The 26253-nt window shown below is 47.8% G+C and carries 24 protein-coding genes; 15 read left to right on the top strand and 9 right to left on the bottom strand.

The window, feature by feature from the left end:
* The first annotated feature begins 15 nt into the window (after positions 1 to 15).
* A complete protein-coding gene (locus ICN11_RS08770) occupies positions 16 to 1140 on the top strand; it encodes a 3-deoxy-7-phosphoheptulonate synthase (RefSeq protein WP_216230055.1) in 1125 nt (374 codons plus the stop codon).
* 51 nt (positions 1141 to 1191) lie between these two features.
* Here ICN11_RS08770 and ICN11_RS08765 read toward each other — a convergent pair whose 3' ends face one another.
* Positions 1192 to 1761 (bottom strand): cob(I)yrinic acid a,c-diamide adenosyltransferase, encoded by a 570-nt coding sequence (locus ICN11_RS08765; RefSeq protein WP_216230054.1) that lies wholly within the window; start codon positions 1759 to 1761, stop codon positions 1192 to 1194.
* Between the two features lie 27 nt (positions 1762 to 1788).
* Here ICN11_RS08765 and ICN11_RS08760 point away from each other — a divergent pair, with 27 nt between their 5' ends.
* The 5 genes from ICN11_RS08760 to proC are packed head-to-tail and all read left to right on the top strand — an operon-like array spanning position 1789 to position 7316.
* The gene (locus ICN11_RS08760) at positions 1789 to 3294 is read left to right on the top strand and encodes an FAD-linked oxidase C-terminal domain-containing protein (RefSeq protein WP_370623621.1); all 1506 of its coding nucleotides are present in this window, start codon (positions 1789 to 1791) and stop codon (positions 3292 to 3294) included.
* A complete protein-coding gene (gene glcE, locus ICN11_RS08755) occupies positions 3294 to 4439 on the top strand; it encodes a glycolate oxidase subunit GlcE (protein ID WP_216230053.1) in 1146 nt (381 codons plus the stop codon). Before ICN11_RS08760 ends, glcE begins: the two co-directional genes overlap by 1 nt.
* 17 nt (positions 4440 to 4456) lie before the next feature.
* Entirely contained in the window at positions 4457 to 5734 is a 1278-nt protein-coding gene (gene glcF, locus ICN11_RS08750) for a glycolate oxidase subunit GlcF (protein WP_216230052.1), read from the top strand.
* Positions 5734 to 6459: a YggS family pyridoxal phosphate-dependent enzyme gene (locus ICN11_RS08745; RefSeq protein ID WP_216230051.1), complete on the top strand. Its 726-nt coding sequence runs from the start codon at positions 5734 to 5736 to the stop codon at positions 6457 to 6459. Before glcF ends, ICN11_RS08745 begins: the two co-directional genes overlap by 1 nt.
* Positions 6456 to 7316 carry a pyrroline-5-carboxylate reductase gene (gene proC, locus ICN11_RS08740; protein ID WP_216230050.1) on the top strand — a complete coding sequence of 287 codons (861 nt, stop codon included), beginning with the start codon at positions 6456 to 6458 and terminating at the stop codon, positions 7314 to 7316. Before ICN11_RS08745 ends, proC begins: the two co-directional genes overlap by 4 nt.
* On the opposite strand, the gene ubiA is transcribed toward proC, so the two are convergent.
* Entirely contained in the window at positions 7313 to 8170 is an 858-nt protein-coding gene (gene ubiA / locus ICN11_RS08735; protein ID WP_216230049.1) for a 4-hydroxybenzoate octaprenyltransferase, read from the bottom strand. The two genes, proC and ubiA, sit on opposite strands and share 4 nt — an antisense overlap.
* Before the next feature lie 36 nt (positions 8171 to 8206).
* Positions 8207 to 10294, bottom strand: a complete 2088-nt coding sequence (gene recG, locus ICN11_RS08730) for an ATP-dependent DNA helicase RecG (RefSeq protein WP_216230048.1) — start codon at positions 10292 to 10294, stop codon at positions 8207 to 8209.
* Positions 10295 to 10324: 30 nt separating this feature from the next.
* On the opposite strand from recG, the gene queA reads away from it, so the two are divergent.
* The 5 genes from queA (at position 10325) to secF (ending at position 15827) form a co-directional block, all read left to right on the top strand.
* Positions 10325 to 11365 carry a tRNA preQ1(34) S-adenosylmethionine ribosyltransferase-isomerase QueA gene (gene queA / locus ICN11_RS08725; protein WP_216230047.1) on the top strand — a complete coding sequence of 347 codons (1041 nt, stop codon included), beginning with the start codon at positions 10325 to 10327 and terminating at the stop codon, positions 11363 to 11365.
* Positions 11358 to 12515, top strand: a complete 1158-nt coding sequence (gene tgt, locus ICN11_RS08720; protein ID WP_216230046.1) for a tRNA guanosine(34) transglycosylase Tgt — start codon at positions 11358 to 11360, stop codon at positions 12513 to 12515. The genes queA and tgt overlap by 8 nt, the downstream gene beginning before the upstream one ends.
* A 122-nt stretch (positions 12516 to 12637) precedes the next feature.
* Positions 12638 to 12964, top strand: coding sequence for a preprotein translocase subunit YajC (gene yajC, locus ICN11_RS08715; protein ID WP_215375725.1), 327 nt, complete (start codon positions 12638 to 12640; stop codon positions 12962 to 12964).
* 25 nt (positions 12965 to 12989) lie between these two features.
* Complete coding sequence (secD, locus tag ICN11_RS08710) at positions 12990 to 14849, top strand: protein translocase subunit SecD (RefSeq protein WP_216230045.1); 1860 nt, start codon at positions 12990 to 12992, stop codon at positions 14847 to 14849.
* 3 nt (positions 14850 to 14852) lie between these two features.
* Positions 14853 to 15827, top strand: coding sequence for a protein translocase subunit SecF (gene secF / locus ICN11_RS08705; RefSeq protein ID WP_216230044.1), 975 nt, complete (start codon positions 14853 to 14855; stop codon positions 15825 to 15827).
* Between the two features lie 11 nt (positions 15828 to 15838).
* Here the strand turns inward: secF and ICN11_RS08700 are convergent, their stop codons facing one another.
* A complete protein-coding gene (locus ICN11_RS08700; protein WP_370623620.1) occupies positions 15839 to 17221 on the bottom strand; it encodes a 3-deoxy-D-manno-octulosonic acid transferase in 1383 nt (460 codons plus the stop codon).
* Positions 17218 to 18597: an adenylosuccinate lyase gene (purB, locus tag ICN11_RS08695; protein ID WP_216230042.1), complete on the bottom strand. Its 1380-nt coding sequence runs from the start codon at positions 18595 to 18597 to the stop codon at positions 17218 to 17220. Before purB ends, ICN11_RS08700 begins: the two co-directional genes overlap by 4 nt.
* Positions 18598 to 18691: 94 nt before the next feature.
* Here purB and ICN11_RS08690 point away from each other — a divergent pair, with 94 nt between their 5' ends.
* Positions 18692 to 19306, top strand: coding sequence for a glutathione S-transferase N-terminal domain-containing protein (locus ICN11_RS08690; RefSeq protein WP_216230041.1), 615 nt, complete (start codon positions 18692 to 18694; stop codon positions 19304 to 19306).
* 4 nt (positions 19307 to 19310) lie between these two features.
* Here ICN11_RS08690 and mnmA read toward each other — a convergent pair whose 3' ends face one another.
* Positions 19311 to 20426, bottom strand: coding sequence for a tRNA 2-thiouridine(34) synthase MnmA (mnmA, locus tag ICN11_RS08685; protein ID WP_216230040.1), 1116 nt, complete (start codon positions 20424 to 20426; stop codon positions 19311 to 19313).
* Positions 20427 to 20602: 176 nt separating this feature from the next.
* Here mnmA and ICN11_RS08680 point away from each other — a divergent pair, with 176 nt between their 5' ends.
* The 3 genes from ICN11_RS08680 to ICN11_RS08670 are packed head-to-tail and all read left to right on the top strand — an operon-like array spanning position 20603 to position 23496.
* On the top strand, positions 20603 to 21733 hold the full coding sequence (locus tag ICN11_RS08680) for a Re/Si-specific NAD(P)(+) transhydrogenase subunit alpha (protein ID WP_216230039.1): 1131 nt from the start codon (positions 20603 to 20605) through the stop codon (positions 21731 to 21733).
* Positions 21734 to 21757: 24 nt separating this feature from the next.
* Positions 21758 to 22096, top strand: coding sequence for a proton-translocating transhydrogenase family protein (locus ICN11_RS08675; RefSeq protein WP_011903634.1), 339 nt, complete (start codon positions 21758 to 21760; stop codon positions 22094 to 22096).
* Positions 22097 to 22128: 32 nt separating this feature from the next.
* A complete protein-coding gene (locus ICN11_RS08670; RefSeq protein WP_216230038.1) occupies positions 22129 to 23496 on the top strand; it encodes an NAD(P)(+) transhydrogenase (Re/Si-specific) subunit beta in 1368 nt (455 codons plus the stop codon).
* 153 nt (positions 23497 to 23649) lie between these two features.
* Here ICN11_RS08670 and groL read toward each other — a convergent pair whose 3' ends face one another.
* The 3 genes from groL to ICN11_RS10800 all read right to left on the bottom strand — a co-directional run.
* On the bottom strand, positions 23650 to 25302 hold the full coding sequence (gene groL, locus ICN11_RS08665; RefSeq protein WP_015421938.1) for a chaperonin GroEL: 1653 nt from the start codon (positions 25300 to 25302) through the stop codon (positions 23650 to 23652).
* Positions 25303 to 25328: 26 nt separating this feature from the next.
* On the bottom strand, positions 25329 to 25619 hold the full coding sequence (locus ICN11_RS08660; protein ID WP_015421939.1) for a co-chaperone GroES: 291 nt from the start codon (positions 25617 to 25619) through the stop codon (positions 25329 to 25331).
* Positions 25620 to 26145: 526 nt separating this feature from the next.
* The coding region (locus ICN11_RS10800; protein WP_370623601.1) for an IS3 family transposase at positions 26146 to 26253 on the bottom strand (108 nt) is incomplete at its 5' end.

Below are 26253 nucleotides of genomic sequence, written 5' to 3'. Positions count from 1 at the left end.
GCTTAAAATAGCCGTATGAGCCAACAAAATACTAATCCCGCAAACTGGTACGCTGCCGTCGATAAAACGTCAGACACGGATGATCAACGCATTCACAACATTACCGTTCTGCCACCCCCAGAGCATTTAATTCGCTTCTTCCCAATCTCGGGAACACCGACTGAAGCCCTCATTAGCAAAACGCGTAAAAAGATTCGCGACATCATTCATGGAAAAGATGATCGTCTTCTTGTCATCATCGGGCCTTGCTCGATTCATGATCCCCGTGCAGCGTTAGAGTATTGCCAACGACTACTTGCTGAACGTGATCGTTTTTCTGGTGAGCTCGAAATTGTGATGCGCGTCTATTTTGAAAAACCACGCACGACTGTTGGCTGGAAGGGCTTGATTAATGACCCGTACTTAGATGAGAGCTATCGCATTGAAGAAGGTTTGCGAATCGCTCGTCAAGTATTGATGGAAATTAATCGCCTTGGTATGCCTGCTGGTAGCGAATTCTTGGATGTTATTTCTCCGCAATATATTGCTGACCTCATTTCTTGGGGCGCTATCGGAGCACGCACAACTGAAAGCCAAGTTCACCGTGAGCTTGCTTCAGGTTTGTCTGCACCAATCGGATTTAAGAATGGCACTGATGGCAATATTAAGATCGCTACCGATGCAATTCAAGCGGCTAGCCGCCCACACCATTTCTTATCAGTACATAAAAATGGTCAGGTTTCTATTGTTGAAACCAAAGGTAACAAGGACTGTCACGTTATTTTGCGCGGCGGTAAAGAGCCTAACTATGAAGCGCAGTATGTGCAAGCAGCCTGCTCTGAGCTAGAAGCAGCAAAGCTTCCAGCCAGTTTGATGGTTGACTTGTCGCATGCAAACTCCAGCAAAAAACATGAGCTTCAAATTGTGGTGGCAGAAAATATTGCCGAACAAATTGAATCTGGCTCACACCAAATTTTTGGTGTGATGATCGAGAGCCACCTGAATGATGGTGCCCAGAAATTCTCGCCTGGAAAAGATGATCCGAGTAAATTGGAGTACGGTAAGAGCATTACTGATGCCTGCATTAACTGGGAAGACTCAGTTAATGTATTACAACGCTTAGCTTTGGCTGTAAAGAACCGCAGAAAAGCAAAGAAATAAGAAACTGTGAAATAAAGTGATGCAGCTTTATTGAATTAAAAAGATACTAATTTATTTAGTCTCTTTTTTTTCGTGCTTCCAAAGAACGTCTTGACCACCCGCCGCACGATTGAGTACGCGTGCTAATACAAACAAGAGATCGGACAAGCGATTGACGTATTGACGTGGAGCATCGTACAGAGGCTCCTCCCAACCTAAACGCACAATCGAACGTTCGGCACGCCTACAAACTGTTCGGCATACGTGTGCCTGAGCAGCTGCACGTGTTCCACCCGGGAGAATAAATTCAGTTAAAGGAGGCAAAGTGGCATTGTATTTTTCAAGCCAAATATCTAACTGAGCAACATGCTCTGGTTTGAGCAAGGTGTAATTGGGAATACAAAGCTCGCCACCCAAATCAAATAAATCATGCTGCACTTGCAAAAATAAAGTTTTTAACTCTTCAGCAAGACTCTCGGGGATCGATTCAGTCATCAAAACACCGATTTCGGAGTTCAATTCATCCACATCACCCATAGCGCAGATGCGCAGATGATCCTTTTCCACTCGGCTACCATCGCCAAGCCCGGTCATGCCTGCATCACCAGTTCTGGTGGCTATTTTTGAAAGTCGATTTCCCATAAAACTAATTATAGGTAAATGGCTAAAATGATTCCTATGAATATGGTGACCCCACCCCCCGAGCTCGCGGCTATTACAGCCCTTCAATCTAAATTGGTATCGGCCCTGCGCCCCATCCTCCCGGAGCATGCATTGCTGTGGGAGCCTGAGGACACGATTCCCTACGAATGTGACGGTTTAGCAGCCTATCGACGCATGCCACTGGCAGTTGCCCTTCCAGAGACCGAGGAGCAAGTTGCTCAGATTCTGAAGATTTGCTTTGAGATGCAAGTGCCCATCGTTCCACGCGGATCTGGCACAGGCCTATCTGGTGGTGCCATGCCCATTTCCCAGGGTTTAGTGCTCTCGCTAGCTAAGCTCAAAAAGATTGTCAGCATTGATCCCTTCACCAGAACTGCGGTGGTGCAACCAGGTGTACGGAATTTGGCCATCTCCGAAGCAGTTGCCCATCTTGGCCTCTATTACGCGCCAGATCCATCATCACAGATTGCCTGCTCTATTGGCGGTAATGTGAATGAAAACTCTGGTGGTGTGCACTGTCTTAAATATGGACTCACGCTTCACAACGTTTTAAAAGTCCGCGGCATTTTGATGAACGGCGAGATTGTGGAATTTGGCAGTCTTGCTCCAGACTCCCCAGGACTTGATTTATTAGCAATCGTGATGGGTAGCGAAGGCATGCTTGCGGTTGTCACTGAAGTTACTGTGAAGTTAATTGCTAAGCCAAAATTGGCGCGCGTCATCATGGCGAGCTTTGACGATATTGAAAAAGGGGCGGATGCAGTTGCTGCCATTATTGCTGCTGGCATTATTCCTGCCGGCTTAGAGATGATGGATAAAGCTACCACTCGTGCCGTAGAAGAATTTGTTCATGCAGGCTATGACCTCGAGGCCGAGACCATTCTTCTGTGCGAGTCAGACGGTACGCCCGAAGAGGTTGCTGAAGAAATTGAGCGCATGACTAAAGTGCTCGAACAAGCAGGCGCTAGCGGTATTCAGATTTCTCAGAATGAAGCCGAGCGCCTCAAGTTTTGGAGTGGTCGTAAGAATGCATTCCCTGCAGCTGGACGCTTAGCGCCTGACTACTACTGCATGGACGGCACGATCCCACGCAGAAATATTGGCACCCTACTAAGACGCATTCAGGGAATGGAAAAGAAATATGGCCTTGCTTGCTTGAACGTATTTCATGCGGGCGATGGCAATATGCATCCTCTCATTTTATTTAACGGCGCCGATCAAGAAGAGTGGCATCGCGCTGAAGAATTCGGAACTGAGATTTTAGAAGCCTGTGTTGAGCTTGATGGCACGATTACCGGTGAGCATGGTGTTGGCATTGAAAAGATCAATTCCATGTGCGTTCAATTTGGTGAAGGTGAGCGCGAATCTTTCTGGGGGGTTAAAGCAGCATTTGACCCTGAACGATTATTAAATCCTGATAAGGCTATCCCTACATTAAATCGCTGCGCTGAATATGGTCGTATGCGCATTAGTGGCGGCAATCTTCCGCATCCTGAGTTGGAGCGCTTCTAATGTCTCAGTCCAATAATATGAATATTGATTTATTTCGTGAGCAAATTTTGGCGGCAGCCAAAAACAAAACACCGCTATCCATTGAAGGTGGTGGCACAAAGTCTTGGTATGGCAACGCTAACTCCTATGCCAAGTTAGATACCCGCCCTTACTCTGGCATCTTGGAGTACCAGCCTGAAGAGTTAGTGATTACGGCTTGTGCTGGTACGCCATTAAAGGAAATTGAAGCAGCTCTAGCTGAAAAGAATCAAGTGCTAGCTTTTGAACCACCCCATTTTGGTGATACCGCAACTTTTGGTGGCGCCATTGCCGCAGGCTTAGCAGGGCCTGGACGAATTAGCGTTGGTAACTTGCGTGACTTTGTTCTTGGCACGCGCATCCTGGATGGTAAAGGTCAAGATTTATCCTTTGGCGGCAAGGTGATGAAGAACGTAGCTGGATATGACGTTTCACGCTTGCTACCTGGATCCATGGGAACCTTGTCACTATTGCTCGAGGCCTCCGTAAAGGTGCTGCCAAAGCCAGCGGCGACGGCCACTTTACGCTGCCAGATCTCTCAAGAAAAAGCCTTACGAGTTTTAAATGAATGGGCTGGGCAACCACTGCCACTATCGGCCAGCTGTTGGATCGGTGAACCAAGGCAAGATGGTGAGCTGACTATTCGTTTGGCCGGTGCGCTTGCAGCCGTTAAAGCTGCCATTCCCCTGATGAATGCTGCTATCGATGCTATTGAAATTGATCCAGCAGTTGCGCAGATATTTTGGGCCGACTTACGTGAACAGCGCTTAGCTGTTTTCACATGCCTAAATAGCACTGACACACTCTATCGCTTAGCCCTACCAGCCGCATGTGGCCCACTAGCAATTGAAAGCACCGTTGGCGACATTGCTTTGGAATGGCATGGTCAGCAGCGCTGGATTAAAGCACCTGGTGATGATGCTACTTTTGCATGCTTCAAAGCCTTAGCCCATACCCATGGTGGACATGCTACTCGGTTTAAGCAAGCGAGCGGTGTGGATTCAAGCAAGCAACGCTTTACCCTCCTGAGTGAGCAAGCGCACTCAACTGCTTTAGAGGCAGTACAAGCACGCCTAAGAGCCGCCTTTGATCCAGCAGGCGTATTTGCTACTTCACGCCTACCTTAAGTACTTTTAGTCTTCCTATGCAAACTCAACTCGCCCCCCAATTCGCCAATACTCCTGAAGGTATAGAGGCCGCCAGAATTCTAGGAAAGTGCGTTCACTGTGGCTTCTGTACTGCTACTTGCCCTACCTATCAAATTCTAGGCGATGAACTCGATGGACCACGTGGTCGCATCTATCTCATCAAGCAAATAGCTGAAGGGCAAGCTCCAACCGAAAAAACACGCATGCATTTAGACCGCTGCCTAACTTGCCGCAATTGTGAAAGCACTTGCCCAAGCGGCGTGCAATACGGCAATCTAGTGGATATCGGTCGCAAGTGGGCGGAAGAAAATACGCCTGAACGCCCTATTGGTCAGCGACTCACCCGCTGGGCACTCAAAGAAGGTTTAACCAGTCCTAAGTTATTTAATTCAGCAATGGCAATTGGTCGTTTGGTGCGCCCACTCATGCCTGCTGGCATCCAGCGCAAGATTCCGGAAGCAAAAAATAAAGCATTGGCCAGCAACACTGATCCCTATGCTAGGCCGCAAGCAAGTCACTCTCGTAAGATGCTCTTGCTCGAGGGTTGCGTACAGCCAGGTATGTTGCCAAATATCAACTCAGCAACGGCACGTGTTTTAGATGCACTCAAGATTGAATTGATTAGCGCACCGAATGCCACTTGCTGTGGCGCATTACGCTATCACCTCAATGATCAAGCCGGCGGTCTAGATAACGCCAAACAGAATATCGATGCTTGGTGGCCACAGGTCGAGCAAGGTGTAGAAGCCATCGTCATGACTGCCTCTGGTTGCGGCGTCATGGTCAAAGACTATGGACATCTATTTGCAAATGATCCGCAATATGCAAGTAAAGCAAAAAAGATCTCTTATCTCACTAAAGATATTTCAGAAATCTTGCCAGCACTTGAAGGTGAGTTGATTTCTCTTGTAGGAGCAGACCCTAAGCCTGGCGTGGTGTACCACCCGCCCTGCACACTGCAACATGGTCAACAAATTCGAGGCAAGGTTGAAGGTCTTCTCTCCGGCATTGGTATTGGAGTTCGCCTCTGTGCTGATAGCCATCTGTGCTGTGGCTCAGCGGGAACCTATTCGGTTACACAACCAGAGCTATCGGAACAATTACGCAAGAACAAACTTGCACATCTCAATGCTGCTTGTGAAGAATCGGGTGCCGAGGTAATTGTTTCTGGAAACATTGGTTGCATCACCCATCTTCAACAGAAAGACACTCCGGTCTTGCATTGGATCGAGATCGTTGATCAGCTCGTCAGCCAAGCGGGCCGAGCTAAATAATGAGTCAAGTTACCGCCAACCTAATGTTGGTAAAACAGCGCCTTGAATTAGCAGCACTGGCAGCTAAGCGCGAACCCGAAGATATTGGGCTACTTGCGGTAAGTAAAACCTTTCCTGCTCTGGCAGTTGAGGAGGCGATGCATGCCGGACAGACTGCCTTTGGTGAGAACTATGTTCAAGAAGGTGTTGAGAAAATTCAGCAACTGGCTAAATTACGCCCTTGGCTCGAGTGGCACTTCATTGGTCCACTACAAAGCAATAAGACGCGCGATGTCGCAGAACACTTTGATTGGGCTCACAGTATCGATAGACTCAAAATTGCTGAACGACTATCTAGCCAGCGCGGAGAGTTTCCAGATTTGGGCGACTTGCAAGTGTGCGTTCAAATCAATGTGAGTGCAGAAGAATCCAAAAGCGGTTTAGCTCTTGAGGAAGTAGAGGCGCTTTGCAATGCAGTCGCCAAACTCCCTAATCTCGTTCTTCGCGGACTCATGGCCATTCCCGCGCCCAGCGAAGATGTGGAGCAACAACGCCAAGCCTTTGCGGCAGTCAGGGAGTGTTTTACCGGGATTAAAGTAAAGCACAGCCATGATATTGGGTATGATTTCTTTGACACCCTCTCCATGGGAATGTCGGATGATATGGAGGCTGCAATTGCGGAAGGCAGCACCATGGTACGTATAGGAAGCGCCATTTTTGGGAAGCGCGATAAGATAAAAGCATGAGCACACAACAAACAAACCAGAATGCCCACATCACCTTTATTGGTGGTGGCAATATGGGTCGCGCCTTAATTAGCGGATTACTCGCTAATGGTTTTGAAGCTAACCAACTCTCGGTGGTTGAAGCCAATGCCAGCACTGGGCTGCAATTACATCAAGATTTTGGCGTCCAGATTATTGGCGCACTAGATCAGATCGCCTTTGATTTCTCTAAGAACAATGTCGTAGTCATGGCCATCAAGCCTCAGGATTTCAATGTAGTTGCCAAATCTTTGAGCGCAAAGCTCAAGCATGCAACAGCACCGGGCCCATTGATCCTCAGTATTGCCGCAGGCATCCGCCTCAAAGATATGAGTCGCTGGCTTGACCACGAGCGCTGCGTTCGCGCCATGCCGAATACCCCCGCCCTCATTGGTAAAGGCATTACCGGTTTATTTGCAGATTCTGCAGTCAACGCATCCGATCGCGCCCTAGCCGAAACTATTTGCAATGCAGTTGGGCAGGCAGTCTGGGTTAATGAAGAAAAGTTGATGGATGCCGTTACCGCTGTTTCTGGAAGTGGTCCCGCCTATGTTTTTGCTTTCTTGGAAGCCATGCAATCAAGCGGTGAAAAACTTGGGCTTGATGCGGCTACCGCTCGTAAATTAGCTTATGCGACTTTAGAAGGCGCTACACAGCTTGCCCATAACTCTGATGAGCATGCAGGTGTATTGCGCGAGCGAGTTACCTCAAAGGGCGGCACAACAGCTGCAGCACTCGATATGCTTAAGCAACTTGATTGGCATGGCGCACTGGAAAAAGCGATTGATGCTGCAAGTCAACGTGGCAAAGCCATGGGTGACGAACTAGGCAAGAACTAAAAGCGAGCCAGGCCCAATAGGATTCCTAGAAATAGGAATCCACCCAACCAATTATTGTGGCGAAATGCTTTAAAGCATTCTTCGCGCTTGCGCGTAGAAACCAATTTGAGGTGATAAACGGCGCAAGCTAAAGCCAAGCACCACCCCACCCAAAAGTAATTACTGAGGTTTGCCAACTGCGCAACCCAAATCTGACTCAGAAATAGCACGCTGTAACTCAGGGCAATTGCGATCACATCAAAGCGGCCAAATGTAATGGCTGAGGTTCTCAAGCCTAAACGCAAATCATCATCACGATCGACCATGGCATAAGCCGTGTCATAGGCGATAGCCCAGAAAATATTACCGATAAACAAAACCCATGCCTCTAGCGGAATAAAGTCCAATACCGCCGCATAGGCCATCGGAATCCCAAAGCCAAAGGCAATACCAAGGATAGCCTGCGGAATAGCAAAAAAGCGCTTGGTAAAGGGGTAGAGAATCGCAACTGCCAAAGCAAAGAAAGAAAGTTCTTTGGTGAGTGCATTCAGGGGTTGAATCAGTAGGAAAGCTACTAGAGCAAGAGCTCCAGCCACCATCAACGCCTCTTTTCCAGTAATCTTACCGCTAGTAATGGGACGATCTTTAGTTCTCAAGACATGGCGATCAAAATCTTGATCAGCATAATCATTGATAGCGCAGCCCGCACTACGCATTAAAAAAGTTCCCAAAGTGAAAATAATCAGAAGATGCCATTCGGGAAAGCCACCACTCGCTAACCAAAGCGCCCACAACGTTGGCCATAATAGAAGCAAGGTTCCGATCGGCTTATCCAAACGGATCAAATAGGCATAAGCAACAATACGATCGCGCATCAGTGAAAAGCTCTTTCCATATTCATAGCTAAATTATCAAGCCTTTAAGAATTCTGTGCGAGATCCAAGCCAGCGCTCAAGATGTCTTTCTACTAAATCACCATGCTCAGCCAGCAAGCGCTCTGCTGCAGTCTGCGCCAACTCAATTAACCAAGCATCACGCTGAAGATCCACAAACCGGAGCATCGCATCACCCGACTGCTTTGCCCCCAATAATTCACCAGGGCCGCGCAACGATAAGTCGCGCTCTGCAATCACAAATCCGTCTGATGTCTCTCGCAAGGTTTGCAAGCGCTCTTTAGCCGCCAAAGATAGAGGCTCTGCATACATCAAGATGCAGACTGAATCTGCCGAACCGCGTCCTACGCGCCCTCGCAACTGATGAATCTGTGCATAACCAAAACGTTCCGCATGCTCGATCACCATCAACGCTGCATTGGGCACATCAACACCGACCTCAATCACTGTAGTGGCAACTAAGAGCTGGATTTCATTGGCTTTGAAGGCTGCCATCACCGCAGCTTTTTCTTCACTCTTCAAGCGACCATGCACTAATCCCACTTTGAAATTTGGCAACGCTTGTGTGAGCTGCTCAAAACTTTCAACGGCTGTTTGTAGTTGCAGTACTTCAGACTCTTCAATTAAAGGGCAAACCCAATAGGCTTGCAATCCCTTGGCTAGCCAATCGTGCAGCCCGCTGATCACCTCATCTCTGCGCGCCGCCTTTACTACTTTAGTGGCAATTGGTTTGCGACCTGGGGGCAATTCATCAATAACAGAAACATCTAGGTCAGCGTAGTAGGTCATCGCCAAGGTTCGCGGAATTGGAGTGGCCGACATCATCAATTGGTGACAATAAAATAATTCAGAGCCAACCCGTTGCTGAATTTCTAAACGCTGTCTTACGCCAAAACGATGTTGCTCGTCAATCACGGCCAAACCTAACTTAGCAAAACTTACCTTATCCTGAATAAGGGCATGAGTACCAATAATGAGTTGAGCTTCACCACTCTCAATCATTTCCTGTGCAAGTCTTTTTTCCTTAGCCTTCAAGCTACCCGAGAGCCATGCAATCTTTACGCCCAATGGCTCAAACCACTCCTGCATTTTGAGATAGTGCTGCTCAGCCAGAATTTCTGTGGGCGCCATGATGGCAGCCTGGTAGCCATGATCCATCGCACGCGCAGCAGCCAATGCCGCAATCACTGTTTTTCCGCTACCCACATCACCTTGCAATAAACGGTTCATTGGAAAGGTGTTTGATAGATCAAGCCCAATCTCAGACCAGACACGAGCTTGGGCACTAGTCAGCTCGAACGGCAATACTTTCTGTAAGCCGTCTTCAATACTGGCATTTGTTTTTTTTGCCTTACTTGCTTGCCGATCCTTCTCAAAACTGGGGGCACGTCTCTCCCTCCGAATAGCATGGGCACGCTTCAAAGAAATCTGCTGTGCGAGCAACTCTTCAAACTGCACCCGGCGCCATGCGGGATGAGTCCGCTCCAGGAGTGATTGGGTATTTGCATCAGCGGGTGGCTGGTGCAAATAGCTTATTGCATCTTGTAGTGGCGGCCAATCATTGGATGGCAAAATTTCCGCCATGAGTTTGGTAGGCAAAAATTCCGCCAAACTTTCTTTGAGACTAGCGTCCTGCAGAGCCTTTAATACTGCCTTACGAATAATGGTTTGTGAAAGACCCGCGCTAGCTGGGTATACCGGCGTCAAACTTGCAGGCAGTGGCGAGTCTGGAGTGACTGCGCGTACCGTTGGGTGAACCATCTCTGCGCCTTGATAACCCTCCCGAACCTCACCTCGGACCCGCACATTGGCGCCTACCGCCATTTGCTTTTGCTGGCTCGGGTAGAAATTCAGGAATCGGAGCTGCAGCGAAGCAGTGTCATCCTCAATCGTGACTAAGAGCTGCCTTCTCGGCCGAAACGTGACTTGATTGCGAATCACGACACCCTGAGTCTGAATCGAATGAAATCTTCCAAGCCCCAAAGCCTCCTCGATAGTGAAGAGCTCAGTCTCGTCCTCATAACGGGATGGCAGGTGCAAAGCAAGTGCCATAGGGCTGTTTAAACCCATCTTTTCGAGTGCAGTTGGCGGTCGCTTTGTCGTCATCGTTAAAATCCAATACCTGATGGTAATGCTATGCAACTTTCCGACTTCAATTACGACCTCCCGCCCGAACTAATTGCCCAGCATCCCCTGGCCAATAGAACGGATAGTCGCCTCCTGGAGCTGAGGGCGAATGGGGATAATGTCGCCCAATTGATCGATCGGCAGTTCCCCGACATTCTTAACCTTATCAAGCCTGGGGATTTACTCGTCTTTAATGACACCAAGGTCATTCCTGCTCGCCTGCATGGCAAAAAAGAGACTGGGGGCAACGTTGAGCTCCTAATCGAACGCATTAGCGGTGATAAGCAGGCCTGGGTACAAATTAGAGCCTCGAAGGTTCCTAAGACCGGCAGCATTGTTCACATACACAATAAGGCTGGGGAAACCTTCCCAGTAGAAATGATTGGCTATGACGGCCGATTCTATGAAGTGCGCTTCCCTGAGAATGTATTTGAGTTGCTTGAGCGCTTCGGTGAATTGCCACTACCGCCGTACATTGAGCATCAGCCAGATCAAGAAGACGCCAATCGCTATCAAACCGTCGTTGCCAAGAATCCCGGCGCTGTGGCAGCCCCTACGGCAGGCTTGCACTTTGACGAAGCTATTCTCAAAAAGCTCAATGAACTCGGAGTTCAGCAGGCTACCGTTACCCTGCATGTGGGCGCAGGCACTTTTACGCCGGTTCGCGAAGAAGATCTCAGTAAACACAAAATGCATTACGAGTGGTTTTCAGTTCCGACGGAAACCATTGAGGCAATTCAAACTACTCACAAAGCAGGTGGCAGAGTCATTGCCGTCGGGACAACCAGCCTGCGTGCCCTAGAGAGCCAAGCTCAAAACCAACAAGCCAGCGGCGAAACCAATTTATTTATTACACCTGGCTACACATTTAAAACCGTGGATTGCTTGCTTACAAACTTTCATCTGCCAAAATCAACCCTATTAATGTTGGTGAGCGCTTTTGCTGGCGTAGACAATATCCGCAATGCTTATCAACATGCCATTCAAAATGAATATCGCTTTTTTAGCTACGGCGATGCGATGTTCTTAACTAGACAAGCTCATGACTAAACCCGTTCACTTCAATATCTTGGCACGCGACTCAGCGAGCCCTGCACGCCTTGGCCAGCTTGACCTTCCTCACGGTAGCGTACAAACACCGATCTTTATGCCAGTGGGAACTTATGGCACCGTGAAGGCAATGACTCCGCGGGATTTAAATGAGGCCAAAGCACAAATTATTTTGGGTAACACCTTTCATCTATGGCTAAGACCGGGTTTGGATGTGATTAAGAAGCATGGCGGCCTACACCGCTTCATGGGCTGGGACAAACCCATCCTCACTGACTCAGGTGGCTTTCAGGTCTTTAGCTTGGGAGCGCTGAGAAAAATTTCCGAAGAAGGTGTGACCTTTGCCTCCCCTATCAATGGCGATAAATTATTCATGTCGCCAGAAGTGTCCATGGAAATTCAGGCGGTACTCAATAGTGACATTGCCATGCAGTTTGATGAGTGCACACCTTACGAAGTTAAAGGACAGGCAACTTCAGAAAAAACTGCGCGTGCTTCACTAGAAATGTCCCTACGCTGGGGCGATCGCTCCTTAAAACGCTTTCGCGAGCTCGAGACAGGCAATGGCCTTTTTGGCATCGTTCAAGGCGGCATGTTTGAGAATTTGCGGGAATTCTCCTTGGATGCTGTCAGCCAACAAGGCTTTGATGGCATTGCTATTGGCGGACTATCTGTGGGCGAACCAAAACCAGAATTTGAGCGCATCCTCAATTTCACAGCACCTAAACTGCCAGAGCATATGCCCCATTACTTGATGGGGGTTGGGACACCTGAGGATCTGATGCTGGGCGTCAGCCTGGGTATCGACATGTTTGACTGCGTGATGCCGACTCGCAATGCCCGCAATGGTTGGCTATTTACCCGCTTCGGCGACCTGAAGCTGCGTAATTCAGGATACAAGGACGATGATCGCCCTGTTGACCCTACCTGCGCCTGCTATACCTGCCAAAACTTCACTAGATCCTACTTAAATCACCTCCAAAAGGCGAATGAGATCCTTGGATCACAGCTCAATACCATCCACAATCTTTCCTACTACCTCCAGTTGATGGAGGAGGTCAGAGACTCCCTGGCTAAAGACCGTTTTAGCGCCTATCGTGAGGAATTTCATCGGAATCGCCAACGAGGCGTGGAGCCCGGGCAGGATTAATACCCCTAGGGCAGTAAATCAGCCCTCAAAGCCCCATACAGTTTAGAATTGCGGGTTTACGGCTACGCTTTAAAAGCCTAAAACTGAAGCAGTTTCCAATTGGTAATTAATGGAGGTTTTGTATGTGGATTAGTAACGCTTTTGCCCAGGCTCCAGCCGCGGGTGCAGATTCTGGTGGCTTGATGAGCTTCCTTCCCCTTATTTTGATGTTTGCAGTTCTGTACTTCATCATGATTCGCCCGCAAATGAAGCGCCAAAAAGAAACTAAAGCAATGCTTGAGTCTTTATCTGTTGGCGACGAAGTAGTGACTGTTGGCGGCATCATCGGCAAAGTAACTGCATTGAAAGATCAAGTTGTTACTGTTGAAATTTCTGCTGGCACTGAAGTGCAGATGCAAAAAGGCGCCATCACAACAGTATTGCCAAAAGGCTCACTGAAGTCTGCTTAATACGTTTGTTTAAAAGTATCTCAATATGAATCGCTACCCTCTCTGGAAATACATAGTCATCCTATTTGCTTTATTAATTGGAGGACTATATTCATTACCCAATTTCTACGGTGAGGCGCCAGCGGTTCAAGTCTCGTCCGCCAAACCAACCATCAAGGTTGATTTGGCGACACAGTCTCGAGTCGAAAAGATTCTGACTGATGACAACATCAGCAATACCGGCATCTTCTTTGAGTCCGCAGGCAATGTAGGTTCAATCAAAATTCGTTTTAACAATACCGACATTCAATTGCGCGCCCGCGATTTGCTGCAACAAAAATTGAATATCGATCAAAACGAACCTAATTTCACAGTTGCATTAAACCTACTCTCCAATACTCCGAGCTGGTTGAATACGCTTAATGCATTACCAATGCCACTCGGCCTTGATTTACGTGGCGGCGTTTACTTCTTGCTGCAAGTAGATATGAAGGGCGCAGTTCAAAAGAAGGTAACTTCTTTGGCAACCGATATTCGCAGCCAGTTACGCGACAAATCGATTCGCCAGCAAGGTATTGAGCGTGGATCAGACTCCATCACTTTGACTTTCGGCAGTATTGAGGACGCAGAGAAGGCGCGTTCTGTATTGATGACCAGCCAGCCTGAGCTCATTTGGCAAATTAAGCCTACCGGCCTGTCTCCTAAGTTAGTTGGTGAATTTAAACCTACTGCCTTGAAAGAAATTCAAGATAACGCAGTCAAGCAAAATATCGTCACTCTCAATAAGCGCGTGAATGAATTGGCAGTTAAAGAACCAGTGATTCAACAGCAAGGCGCTGAACGTATTGTTGTTCAGTTACCAGGCGTACAAGATACTGCACGCGCCAAAGACATTATTGGTCGTACCGCAACTCTTGAATCCAGACTAGCTGACCCCATTGTTTCTACGATTGCTATTGGTGAGACTCCACCGCCAGGCATGGATGTATTCCGCTTTGGCGAAACTCGCCAAGGTGTATTCAAAAAATCCGTCATTTTCAGTGGTGATCGCATTACCGATGCAAGCGCCGGCTTTGATCAAAACCAACGTCCTGCTGTCAACATCTCCTTGGATGCCGCTGGTGGTCGCGTGATGCAAGAAGTAACTCGTGAAAACATTGGCAAGCCAATGGGCATGATCTTGTTTGAAAAAGGCAAAGGTGAGGTTCTCACGATTGCTACGATTCAAGGTGAGTTCGGCTCTAAATTCCAGATCACTGGTCAACCAACTACCGAGAGTGCAAATGACTTAGCCCTCTTGTTGCGCGCAGGCTCACTGGCGGCTCCAATGGAAATCATTGAAGAGCGCACAATTGGACCAAGCCTTGGCGCAGAAAATATTGAGAAAGGTTTTAAATCCCTCATTATTGGTTTTGCAGCCATCTCCGTCTTCATGATTGCCTACTACCTATTGTTTGGCACCTTCTCAGTGGTAGCTCTGGCAGTGAACTTGCTACTATTGATTTCTGTGTTGTCGATGCTGCAAGCCACCTTAACCCTGCCAGGTATTGCTGCGATGGCCCTGGCACTGGGTATGGCGATTGACTCCAACGTCTTGATTAACGAACGTATTCGTGAGGAGTTGCGCAATGGCGCGGCTCCACAAACGGCGATCGCTGTTGGCTTTGATAAAGCCTGGGCAACCATCTTGGATTCAAACGTCACCACCTTAATTGCTGGTCTTGCATTGCTCGCATTCGGCTCCGGCCCAATCAAAGGCTTCGCGGTAGTGCATTGCCTTGGTATTTTGACTTCAATGTTTTCAGCAGTCTTTTTCTCACGTGGCCTGGTTAACCTCTGGTACGGCAGAGGTAAAAAAGTTCAGAAACTCGCTATCGGCCAAGTTTGGCGCCCACAGGAGAAATAAGTCATGGAATTTTTCCGGATCAAAAAAGATATTCCCTTTATGCGCCATGCATTGGCGCTCAACGCGGTTTCTCTAATCACCTTCTTAGCTGCTGTTTTCTTCCTCTGGCATAACGGACTGCATCTATCGATCGAATTCACAGGTGGTACGGTGATGGAGGTTTCTTACCCCCAGACAGCCCCTTTAGATTCCATTAGGTCAAATGTAGAAAAATTAGGTTACGCCGATACCCAAATTCAGAACTTTGGTAGCTCACGCGATGTAATGATTCGCCTGCCGCTACAAAAAGATGCTGAAGGAAAAATGATTTCCTCTGCAGATCAAAGTGCAGCAGTGATGAAGGCGCTTGAACCAGCAACTTCCGGCGTGAAGTTGCAACGTGTTGAGTTCGTAGGCCCACAGGTTGGGCGTGAGCTGGCAATAGACGGATTGATGGCTCTGCTATTTGTGATCATCGGCATTGTTGTTTACCTCTCTTTCCGCTTTGAGTGGAAATTTGCTGTCGCCGGCATCATTGCGAACTTGCATGACATTGTGATCATTCTTGGCTTCTTTGCCTTCTTCCAGTGGGAGTTCTCACTCTCCGTATTGGCGGCTGTACTAGCCGTATTAGGCTACTCAGTAAACGAGTCCGTGGTGATCTTTGACCGTATTCGCGAGAACTTCCGCAAATACCGCAAGATGAATACCCGCGAGATTATTGACAATGCGATTACCAGCACAATCAGCCGTACCGTGATTACTCACGGTAGTACTGAGATGATGGTTTTGGCTATGTTGATTTTTGGTGGCCCTACCCTCTTCTACTTTGCCCTGGCACTCACCATTGGTATCTTGTTCGGTATTTACTCTTCAGTGTTCGTGGCAGCGGCTCTAGCGATGTGGCTTGGAGTGACCCGCGAGGATTTGGTTAAAGGTGAACGCAAGCCTGAAGACACAGGCCGCAATGATGACCCAAACTTTGGGGCACAGGTTTAAGCTTTAATTACTTAGTTAAGTGTGAAATTCTGATGCTCAAGGGCGGCTAATATTTTTTTAGTCGCACCTTGATGCTTAATCGAGTAGGCCGTTGCAGCACTCGACATCTTTTCCAGCTCGGCAGCATTCAATAGCAATTCTTTTAAAGCTTCCATAAGAGCAATTGGCTCGCTCAATAGCAGTTCGCCCTGGATACGCTTTGCAGCACCCATCTCTATTGCATCTAATGCAGCCTGCTGGAAGTTATAAGTATGCTCACCGAGCAATACGGGGCAACCAGCAGCGCAAGCTTCAATCAGATTCTGGCCGCCAAAGGGAAGTAGGCTGCCACCCATAACTACCAAGTCAGCAGCGCTGTAATACATGGGCATCTCGCCCATCGAGTCACCGAGAATCACATCTATCCCTATATCACTCTTTGGCGTTTCCATCCATTCTGTGCGGCGTCGAAACTTCAAACCAGCATCATGAATTTGATTGGCTACTTCTGAGAAGCGTTCAGGGTGACGGGGAACCAGGCAAAGCAATGGAGCCACATCAAAAGCATTGCTCAGGAGCAAATCCTTCCAAGCCTTCAGAATGATTTCCTCTTCACCATCCCGAGTGCTAGCAGCGCAGACCATCAGGCGCTGTTCAGTATGTAACTCTTGCTTCCAAGATTTACCTTGTTGAACTAGGCTTGGATCCAGCGGCACATCAAACTTGAGGTTACCAACGATGTCCACTTTTTTGACATCAAGACTGCGATAGCGATCAGCATCGAATTGCGTTTGCGCCATGATCCCTGCAAACGCCTGAAATAAAGATCTGCCGGCCTTGCCAAATCGATTCACTCGACGAGCACTACGCTCAGATAAGCGTGCATTAACCAAAAACAAGGGCAGGCCGATTTCCGCGCAATAGAACACTATGGTTGGCCAGGCTTCAGTCTCCATAAACAAACCGAATTTGGGCTTGAATGCACGAATGAAATTAGCTACAGACCAACAAAGGTCATAGGGCAAATAAACTTGGCGTAGCTGACCTGCAGCAATTGCATTTGCAAATAAGGTGGCGCCGGTGCGACGGCCATTGAGAGTCATGTGGGTTAGCAGAACTGTTTCACCACGCTCCAGATAAGCCTCTACCAGAGGCTGAGCAGCTCTAGTCTCACCAACGGATACCGCATGAATCCATACTGAGCGCTGAGTAATATTTTTCCCATAAGCAAAGCCTAGGCGCTCAGCGAAATGACTTAAGTATTCAGATGAGTGGCGTGTACGCCAAGCCAGACGAATAAATGCGAATGGCAAGAGTAGATGCCAAAGCAATTGATAAACAGCAAACCAGAACTTGGGGCGGGCACCGTATTGCGAATCCTGCGGTGCGCGTCCAAGGTTTGGAGTCAAACTCACTTTTTCAGACGTTCGGTCAATTCGACCGCCTTGCCTAAATAAGAAGATGGAGTCATCTCAAGTAATAAGGCTTTTGCATCATCCGGGATCTGCAATCCACGAATAAAGGCTTGTAAATCAGCTTGGTTGATACCCTTGCCACGAGTTAACTCTTTGAGTTGCTCATACGGGTTCTCGATGCCATAACGGCGCATCACGGTTTGTACTGGCTCTGCCAATACTTCCCAGCACTCATCTAAGTCAGCGGCAATAGCAGCATGGTTCACTTCCAGCTTACCTAATCCACGCAAGGCGCTGTCATAAGCTAAAACGCTGTGGCCAAAAGCTGGTCCGAGATTGCGCAATACAGTTGAATCCGTGAGGTCACGCTGCCAGCGAGAAATCGGCAGCTTCTCAGCGAGGTGACGCAACAAGGCATTGGCTACACCCAAGTTACCCTCAGAATTTTCAAAGTCAATTGGGTTCACTTTATGCGGCATGGTTGAAGATCCAATCTCACCCGCTTTAGTGCGTTGCTTAAAGTAGCCAATTGAAATATAAGCCCAGAAGTCACGGTCCATATCTAATAAGATTGTGTTGGCACGAGCAATCGCATCAAACAACTCGGCCATACCATCGTGTGGCTCAATCTGAATCGTATAGGGATTGAATGTAAGGCCTAAACGTTTTTCAACTACGTTCTTAGAAAAGTTTTCCCAATCAAAATTTGGATAAGCAGATAAATGCGCGTTGTAATTACCAACTGCACCATTCATTTTTCCTAAGAGTGGAACTGCGGCAATGGTTGCAATCGCACGCTCTAAACGTTTGGCAATATTTGCCAACTCTTTACCTAATGTACTTGGGGAGGCAGGCTGGCCATGAGTGCGTGACAACAAAGGCACCTTAGCATTCTCAATCGCCAAATCCGTTAATACAGAAAGTACTTTTCTGAGTTGCGGTAACAAGACTTCGTCACGCGCCCCACGCAACATCAAACCATGCGAGGTATTGTTGATATCTTCAGAGGTGCAAGCGAAGTGAATAAATTCACTGGCCTTCAATAAGTCTGGACGGCCGGCGACTTTTTCTTTTAAGAAATATTCGACCGCTTTGACATCATGGTTAGTAACCGCTTCGATATCCTTAATGCGTTGAGCATCCGCATCTGAGAAATTTTCTGGCAAGGACAATAAAAACGCTTCATCGGCCGCATTAATTTTTGGAACATCTGGCAAACCTGCGGAGGCCAAAGCTAGGAGCCAATGGATCTCCACAAACACCCGTTGACGCATAAATGCAGCCTCGGATAACCAAGGGCGCAAGGCGTCTAGTTTTCCAGCATAACGGCCATCTAAAGGGGAAAGTGCGTTGAGGGTAGAAATCGGCTGACTCACGAATATTGCCTTTACATTGAATGTGTCAATAAACCCTGATTTTAATCGTTCTTGAAAGCAACCCAATTTGGCTGGGATGGCTATACTGAGCCACATGAAACTCATCGGATCCCTCACTAGCCCCTACGTACGCAAGGTACGCATTGTTTTCTTGGAAAAGAAGGTTGATGTAGACCTAGAACTCGAGAATGTCTGGGCCGCAGACACCAAAATTGCCCATAACAATCCTTTGGGTAAGATTCCTTGCTTGATTTTGGATGATGGTGAGGCTATTTATGACTCTCGGGTGATTGCTGAGTATGCAGACACCCTCAGCCCTGTCAGCAAGCTTATTCCAGTAGGTAGTCGCGAACGCGCTACGGTTAAAACCTGGGAAGCACTGGCTGATGGGGTGGAAGATGCCGGTATTTTGGCCCGCTTAGAAGTGACCTTACGCCCTCCAGAGCAGCAAAGTCCGGACTGGCTTACACGTCAAATGGGCAAAATTGACTCCGCTTTAGCCCAAATGTCCCGTGAATTAGGTGAAAACGCCTGGTGCCACGGCAACCAGATGACTTTGGCTGATATTGCCGTGGGTTGTGCGCTAGGTTATATGCTATTCCGCTTCCCGGATGTCGCTTGGCAGGCTCAATACCCCAATCTGGATGCCTTGTATCAAAAGTTAATGCAAAGACCTTCCTTTGCCCAAACAGCGCCCCCAGCAGCCTAAATCCTTAGGTGGAAATAATTCCGCCGCCTAAGCAAATATCACCGTCGTACAAAACGGCAGACTGACCCGGGGTGACTGCCCACTGGGCCTCCGGGAAAGCCAGCTCAAAACTGAGAGGCCCTTCCAATCCTGCCGCAAGTGAGCACGCAGAGTCTGATTGGCGATAACGGGTTTTTGCTGAATATTGTCCTGGGGTGGGTGCGGAGCCTGCGACCCAACTGGCATCAATTGCAGAAAGCTGATTAGCCAGTAACCATGGGTGCTCGTGACCTTGAGCAACATACAAAGTGTTGTTCGCTACGTCTTTACGGGCCACATACCAAGCATCACCATTGCCATCTTGACTACCGCCTAGGCCAATGCCTTTACGCTGCCCCAGGGTAAAGAAAGCAAGCCCCATATGCTCTCCAACCGTTTTACCTTCAGGCGTTTTGATAGGGCCTGGAGTACGTGGCAGGTAGCGGTTTAGGAATTCTCGGAAAGGGCGTTCACCAATAAAGCAAATACCGGTGGAATCTTTTTTACGCGCATTGTGCAGGCCAATTTGCTCAGCAATCTTGCGCACTTCTGTTTTTGGAATCTCTCCCAAAGGAAAAAGTACATTTGCTAATTGGCTTTGGCTTAAGCGGTGCAAGAAATAACTTTGATCTTTACTGGCGTCCACTGCCTTTAATAATTGCACTTGACCGCCTTCATGCCGAACCCGCGCATAGTGGCCGGTGGCGATGGCATCTGCGCCCAAACTCATGGCGTGATCTAAAAAGGCTTTGAACTTAATTTCTGCATTGCACAAAACATCGGGATTTGGCGTCCTGCCAGCAGCATATTCTCGCAAGAACTCAGCAAAAACACGCTCGCGATACTCAGCAGCGAAATTGACCGCTTCAACATCAATGCCAATCATGTCCGCTACAGACACAACATCCAACCAATCCTGGCGTGCGGAGCAATACTCATCGCTATCGTCATCTTCCCAATTTTTCATGAAAAGGCCAATTACTTCATAGCCTTGCTGCTTGAGCATCCAGGCTGCTACCGACGAATCCACCCCTCCAGACATGCCAACGACGACTTTGGATGGTTTTGAGGCTGGTATTGCGGAAGAATTGAGCGGGATCATCAAAAAATGCGAGAATTCAATATAAACTAAAAACCCCATTGTAGAAGCCTTAACTCAAGTTAGCCTCAATAGCTGAAATGAGGCGGGATAAAACATAAGGGTATGCATATATATGTGTATTCGCGTATATATACCTAAAATAGATTTTTTGAAACATTAGCATTTGGAGACATGCCATGCGCATAGGCGTACCGCTGGAAATCAGACCCGGGGAAACTCGTGTTGCCGCGACACCAGAAACCGTAAAGAAACTGATTGGCCAAGGCCACACAGTCGTTATTCAAAAAGATGCGGGCGTTAAAGCCAGCCAACCTGATTCTGCTTATGAAGCAGTTGGTGCAACGATTGGTAGCGCAGTTGATGCCTTTGGGGCGGAGATCGTTCTCAAGGTACGCGCGCCTGAAGCTGCAGAGCTCAAGCAAATTAAATCCGGCAGCGTGCTCCTTGGCATGCTCGATCCATTTGATAACGACAATATTGCTGCTATGGCTGCACAAGGTGTGACTGCATTCTCATTAGAGGCTGCCCCTCGCACTACTCGCGCACAAAGCATGGACGTCTTGTCTTCACAAGCCAACATCGCTGGCTACAAAGCGGTGATGGTTGGTGCAAATGAATACCAACGCTTTATGCCCATGCTCATGACTGCAGCAGGAACCGTTAAAGCAGCGCGTGTACTGATCTTGGGTGCTGGTGTTGCCGGCCTGCAAGCTATTGCAACTGCGAAGCGTTTAGGCGCCGTCATCGAAGCGTCTGATGTGCGCCCTGCTGCCAAAGAGCAAATTGAATCCCTCGGCGCCAAGTTTGTTGACGTGCCTTATGAAACAGATGAAGAGCGTGAAATCGCTCAAGGTGTTGGCGGCTACGCCCGTCCAATGCCAGAAGCTTGGATGAAACGTCAAGCAGCCTTAGTTGCAGAGCGTGTTCAACAAGCTGACATCGTGATTACTACCGCCTTGATTCCAGGTCGCAAGCCGCCAGTCTTATTGCACAGCGACACCGTTGCCAACATGAAACCGGGCTCCATCGTGATCGACTTAGCAGCTGGTCGTGGCGATAACGGTTCAGGTAACTGTCCTTTGACAGAGGCAGACAAGATTGTTGAAAAGAATGGTGTGAAGATCATTGGTTACACCAACCTTGCAAGCATGGTGGCTGCAGATGCCTCCGCCCTCTACGCACGCAACTTGCTCGACTTCATGAAACTCATCGTTGATGCAGAAGCGAAGCTAGTTATCCCAGCTGATGATGACATCGTAAGTGCATGCCTCATGTGTCGTGATGGCCAAGCCGTCCGTAAAAACTAATAAAGAATTTTCAAAGGAAACATCATGGATCTCGCTGCGTTTCAAAGCATCCTCACAGTCCAAAACATCACCGTGTTTGTATTGGCCATTTTTGTTGGCTACCACGTAGTTTGGAATGTGACACCTGCACTGCATACTCCACTCATGGCGGTTACTAATGCTATTTCTGGAATCATTATTGTTGGCGCCCTACTTCAAACTGAAGTAATTGGTGGCGATGAGATCACCCTCACCAGCATCATTGGAGCAGTGGCAGTTTTCTTAGCATCAATCAATATTTTTGGTGGCTTTATGGTCACCCGTCGCATGCTTGAGATGTTCAAGAAAAAAGCCCCAAAGGCTGATGCGGCTGGAACTAAATAAAACTAGAACAAGATCTTATAGAGACCACAATAATGTCAAACATAACCGCGATTTCCTATCTCATTTCATCGGTGCTATTCATCCTCGCCTTGCGTGGATTGTCATCACCAACAACCTCACGTCAAGGCAACACCTTTGGCATGATCGGCATGTTGCTTGCCGTGATCACCACCTTCATGATTCCTGACTTTAAGCCAGTTTTCTCATTGATCATTGGTGCAATTGTTGGCGGCGCCATCATTGGAACACTCGCAGCTAAGCGTGTACAGATGACCAAGATGCCTGAGCTCGTAGCGCTCATGCACTCCTTTGTTGGTTTGTCAGCAGTATTGATTGCGATTGCAGCTGTTTACAATCCAGCGCATGACCATACTGGCGCGCAAAAGATTGAGCTCTTTATTGGCGCATTTATTGGTGCAATTACCTTTACTGCCTCCGTTATTGCATTCGGAAAACTATCCGGCAAGGTTAGCGGTAAGCCAGTGACATTTGCTGGCCAACATTTACTCAACCTCGTTCTTGCTATTGGTATGGTTTCTGGTGGCGTCATGTACTTCATGACAGGAAGCCACGAAGCATTCTTAGTAATGTGTGCGATCGCCTTGGTATTGGGTGTGACTTTGATCATCCCAATCGGTGGCGCAGATATGCCAGTCGTTGTATCCATGCTCAATAGCTACTCTGGTTGGGCGGCTGCAGGTATTGGCTTCACATTGAACAACCCAGTATTGATTATTGCTGGTGCTTGCGTAGGCTCTTCTGGTGCAATTCTGTCTTACATTATGTGTAAAGCGATGAACCGTTCCATCTTGGCGGTATTGCTAGGTGGCTTTGGTGCTGAAGCTTCTGCTGGTGGCGCTGATGACGGCGGTCCAAAGAACTACAAAACTGGCTCCCCAGAAGACGCAGCTTTCCTCATGGAGAATGCGGACACCGTTGTGATTGTTCCTGGCTACGGCTTGGCAGTTGCCCGTGCTCAACACGCTCTGAAAGAATTAACAGAGAAGCTCACCCACCATGGCGTAACCGTGAAGTATGCGATTCACCCAGTGGCAGGTCGTATGCCTGGACACATGAACGTTCTCTTGGCTGAAGCTGAAGTTCCATACGATCAGGTATTTGAGATGGAAGACATCAATAGTGATTTTGGTCAGGCTGACGTAGTGCTTGTGCTGGGTGCGAACGACGTGGTGAACCCTGCTGCACGTACACCGGGTAGCCCAATCTTCGGCATGCCAATTCTAGAAGCATTCAAAGCTAAGACAATCATCGTGAACAAGCGTTCGATGGCAGCTGGTTATGCCGGCCTAGATAACGAACTCTTCTACATGGACAAAACCATGATGGTCTTCGGTGATGCGAAGAAAGTGGTTGAAGACATGGTGAAATCAGTTTCTTAAAGATCGATCTAACCAGCTACAAATAAATAACCGCCTTCGGGCGGTTTTTTAATGTCTAAAGTTTGTGGTCTATATATCAATAAAAAAACGCCTAGTCTTTTGAACTAGGCGTTTTAGTTTCTACAGCTTGATAGCTGAGGAAATTTACGGCCATTACATCATGCCGCCCATTCCACCCATACCACCCATGCCGCCCATATCAGGCATGCCACCACCAGCGGAATCATCCTTTGGGGCTTCGCAGATTGCGCAATCGGTTGTCAACAATAAGGCTGCAACAGAAGCGGCATTAACCAATGCAGTTTTTGTTACCTTAGTTGGGTCGATCACACCTTGAGCTACGAGGTCGCCGTATTCACCAGTTGCTGCGTTGTAACCGTTGTTGCCCTTGCTGGCCAACACTGCATTAACAACTACGCTAGCTTCATCGCCTGCGTTAGAAACGATGATACGAATTGGCTCTTCCATTGCGCGCAATACGATGTTGATACCTGCGTCTTGGTCAGCGTTATCGCCTTTCAAGCCTTTGATACCTTGCATCGCGCGTAACAATGCTACGCCACCGCCAGGAACAATACCCTCTTCAACCGCTGCACGAGTTGCGTGCAATGCATCATCAACGCGGTCTTTCTTTTCTTTCATTTCAACTTCAGTAGCAGCACCAACACGAATCACTGCAACACCGCCTGCCAACTTGGCAACGCGCTCTTGCAACTTCTCTTTGTCGTAGTCGCTAGTCGCTTCTTCGATCTGAACACGGATGTTCTTCACGCGCGCTTCGATTGCTTTAGCATCGCCAGCACCGTCAATGATGATGGTGTTTTCTTTGCCAACTTCGATACGCTTCGCTTGACCTAAATGCTCAAGAGTTGTTTTCTCGAGTGTGAGTCCGATTTCTTCAGCGATTACTGTACCGCCAGTCAAAATCGCGATGTCTTCCAACATGGCTTTACGACGATCGCCAAAGCCTGGGGCCTTAACAGCACAAGTCTTGATGATGCCGCGAATGTTGTTCACAACCAAAGTTGCCAAGGCTTCGCCTTCAACATCTTCTGCAATGATCAACAATGGGCGACCAGACTTTGCTACTTGCTCGAGTACTGGGAGCAAATCACGAATATTGCTTACTTTCTTATCAAACAAGAGAACGTATGGAGTTTCCAATACGGCAACTTGCTTTTCAGGTTGGTTGATGAAGTATGGGGAGAGGTAACCGCGGTCAAACTGCATACCCTCTACAACTTCAAGCTCATCTTCCAATGACTTGCCATCTTCAACAGTGATAACACCTTCTTTACCTACTTTTTCCATTGCTTCAGCAATACGCTGACCAATGCTGTGGTCGCTGTTAGCTGAGATTGAACCAACTTGAGCGATTTCTTTAGTAGTTGTGCAAGGCTTGCTGATTTTCTTGAGTTCTTCGATTGCAGCTGCTACAGCTTTGTCGATACCGCGCTTCAAGTCCATTGGGTTGTGGCCAGAAACTACGTATTTCATGCCTTCGCGAACGATAGACTGAGCCAATACAGTAGCGGTAGTTGTACCGTCACCAGCGATGTCATTAGTTTTGGAAGCAACTTCCTTCACCATCTGAGCACCCATGTTCTGGAGCTTGTCTTTGAGTTCGATTTCTTTTGCTACGGATACGCCATCCTTAGTGATGGTTGGGCCGCCAAATGAACGCTCGATAACGACGTTGCGACCTTTTGGTCCCAAAGTTGTTTTTACTGCGTTCGCAAGAATGTTTACGCCTTCTACCATCTTGGTACGGGCGTTATCTCCAAATACGACGTCTTTTGCTGCCATGATTGAGTTCCTTTCTTAGGTACCGATTACTTCTGTACAACAGCCATGATGTCTTCTTCGCGCATTACGAGAAGTTCGTCGCTGCCGACCTTAACTGTTTGACCTGCATATTTGCCAAATAACACGCGATCGCCAACTTTGACGTCTGGTGCATTCAACTTACCGCTGTCATCACGTTTGCCTGGGCCAACTGCCAATACTTCGCCTTGGTCCGGCTTTTCAGCAGCAGCATCCGGAATGATGATTCCAGAGGCAGTTTTTGATTCTTGATCTAAACGTTTAATGATTACGCGATCATGTAAAGGACGCAGATTCATTCCTTCTCCTATGTTAGTAAGTGTTAACTAATTAAAAAACTAATATAAATCAATGTGTTGCAATCTCTTAACACGAAGGCAACAAGCTTTTCAGCTGAATAAGCCTGTTTTAGCACTCGCGTGTAGGGAGTGCTGATTATATAGGTCTGATTCCAGGGATTTCAAGGGCAAATGTTGGAGTTTCTTAAGGATTGAACTCTGGATACCCGTGATTGAACTGAGAAATCCATAAAAATCATAGAGATATGATTTTTCTACAAATTTTGACATTAAATATAGGCGAATATTTATTGAGGGAAGTTATCTAATTTTTCTGTAAATAATGCCGTCAGTAACCAAAGTCATGACAACGGTTAATTAGGTACAGGCCGTTTTTCGTTCAATTGCAGTTATTCAAAATGGGATATTCGGGGTTCCTATGGGGCAGAAATCGGCCAGAACTAGTCACTGCAATTCTAGTAACTGAACTCATTTAATTACAATTTCAGAATTAAAGAAGATAGAGATTTGAATCGCTACCAATATCCTAGACACTTCCCAACCTCGCTTGGTACTGCTGTTCAAATCTTACCGGAGAAAGCCCATTGTTGTAGCTATGGCGTCTAACCGGGTTGTAAAACATTTCGATGTAATC

This window comes from Polynucleobacter sp. 78F-HAINBA (assembly GCF_018882325.1).
Classification (GTDB): Bacteria; Pseudomonadota; Gammaproteobacteria; order Burkholderiales; family Burkholderiaceae; genus Polynucleobacter.
Note: the sequence above shows the minus strand (reverse complement) of the source record. Positions and strands in the feature narration are given on the sequence as shown.

Bases quoted from the DNA above. Each gene is read 5' to 3' on its own strand.
- secD (WP_216230045.1), top strand. From the start codon at position 12,990: ATGAATCGCTACCCTCTCTGGAAATACATAGTCATCCTATTTGCTTTA.
- mnmA (WP_216230040.1), bottom strand. From the start codon at position 20,426: ATGATCCCGCTCAATTCTTCCGCAATACCAGCCTCAAAACCATCCAAA.
- glcF (WP_216230052.1), top strand. From the start codon at position 4,457: ATGCAAACTCAACTCGCCCCCCAATTCGCCAATACTCCTGAAGGTATA.
- ICN11_RS08760 (WP_370623621.1), top strand. From the start codon at position 1,789: ATGATTCCTATGAATATGGTGACCCCACCCCCCGAGCTCGCGGCTATT.
- recG (WP_216230048.1), bottom strand. From the start codon at position 10,294: ATGACGACAAAGCGACCGCCAACTGCACTCGAAAAGATGGGTTTAAAC.
- queA (WP_216230047.1), top strand. From the start codon at position 10,325: ATGCAACTTTCCGACTTCAATTACGACCTCCCGCCCGAACTAATTGCC.
- glcE (WP_216230053.1), top strand. From the start codon at position 3,294: ATGTCTCAGTCCAATAATATGAATATTGATTTATTTCGTGAGCAAATT.
- ICN11_RS08680 (WP_216230039.1), top strand. From the start codon at position 20,603: ATGCGCATAGGCGTACCGCTGGAAATCAGACCCGGGGAAACTCGTGTT.
- groL (WP_015421938.1), bottom strand. From the start codon at position 25,302: ATGGCAGCAAAAGACGTCGTATTTGGAGATAACGCCCGTACCAAGATG.
- tgt (WP_216230046.1), top strand. From the start codon at position 11,358: ATGACTAAACCCGTTCACTTCAATATCTTGGCACGCGACTCAGCGAGC.
- ubiA (WP_216230049.1), bottom strand. From the start codon at position 8,170: ATGCGCGATCGTATTGTTGCTTATGCCTATTTGATCCGTTTGGATAAG.
- ICN11_RS08690 (WP_216230041.1), top strand. From the start codon at position 18,692: ATGAAACTCATCGGATCCCTCACTAGCCCCTACGTACGCAAGGTACGC.
- ICN11_RS08745 (WP_216230051.1), top strand. From the start codon at position 5,734: ATGAGTCAAGTTACCGCCAACCTAATGTTGGTAAAACAGCGCCTTGAA.
- yajC (WP_215375725.1), top strand. From the start codon at position 12,638: ATGTGGATTAGTAACGCTTTTGCCCAGGCTCCAGCCGCGGGTGCAGAT.
- ICN11_RS08675 (WP_011903634.1), top strand. From the start codon at position 21,758: ATGGATCTCGCTGCGTTTCAAAGCATCCTCACAGTCCAAAACATCACC.
- secF (WP_216230044.1), top strand. From the start codon at position 14,853: ATGGAATTTTTCCGGATCAAAAAAGATATTCCCTTTATGCGCCATGCA.
- ICN11_RS08670 (WP_216230038.1), top strand. From the start codon at position 22,129: ATGTCAAACATAACCGCGATTTCCTATCTCATTTCATCGGTGCTATTC.
- proC (WP_216230050.1), top strand. From the start codon at position 6,456: ATGAGCACACAACAAACAAACCAGAATGCCCACATCACCTTTATTGGT.
- ICN11_RS08765 (WP_216230054.1), bottom strand. From the start codon at position 1,761: ATGGGAAATCGACTTTCAAAAATAGCCACCAGAACTGGTGATGCAGGC.
- ICN11_RS08770 (WP_216230055.1), top strand. From the start codon at position 16: ATGAGCCAACAAAATACTAATCCCGCAAACTGGTACGCTGCCGTCGAT.
- ICN11_RS08660 (WP_015421939.1), bottom strand. From the start codon at position 25,619: ATGAATCTGCGTCCTTTACATGATCGCGTAATCATTAAACGTTTAGAT.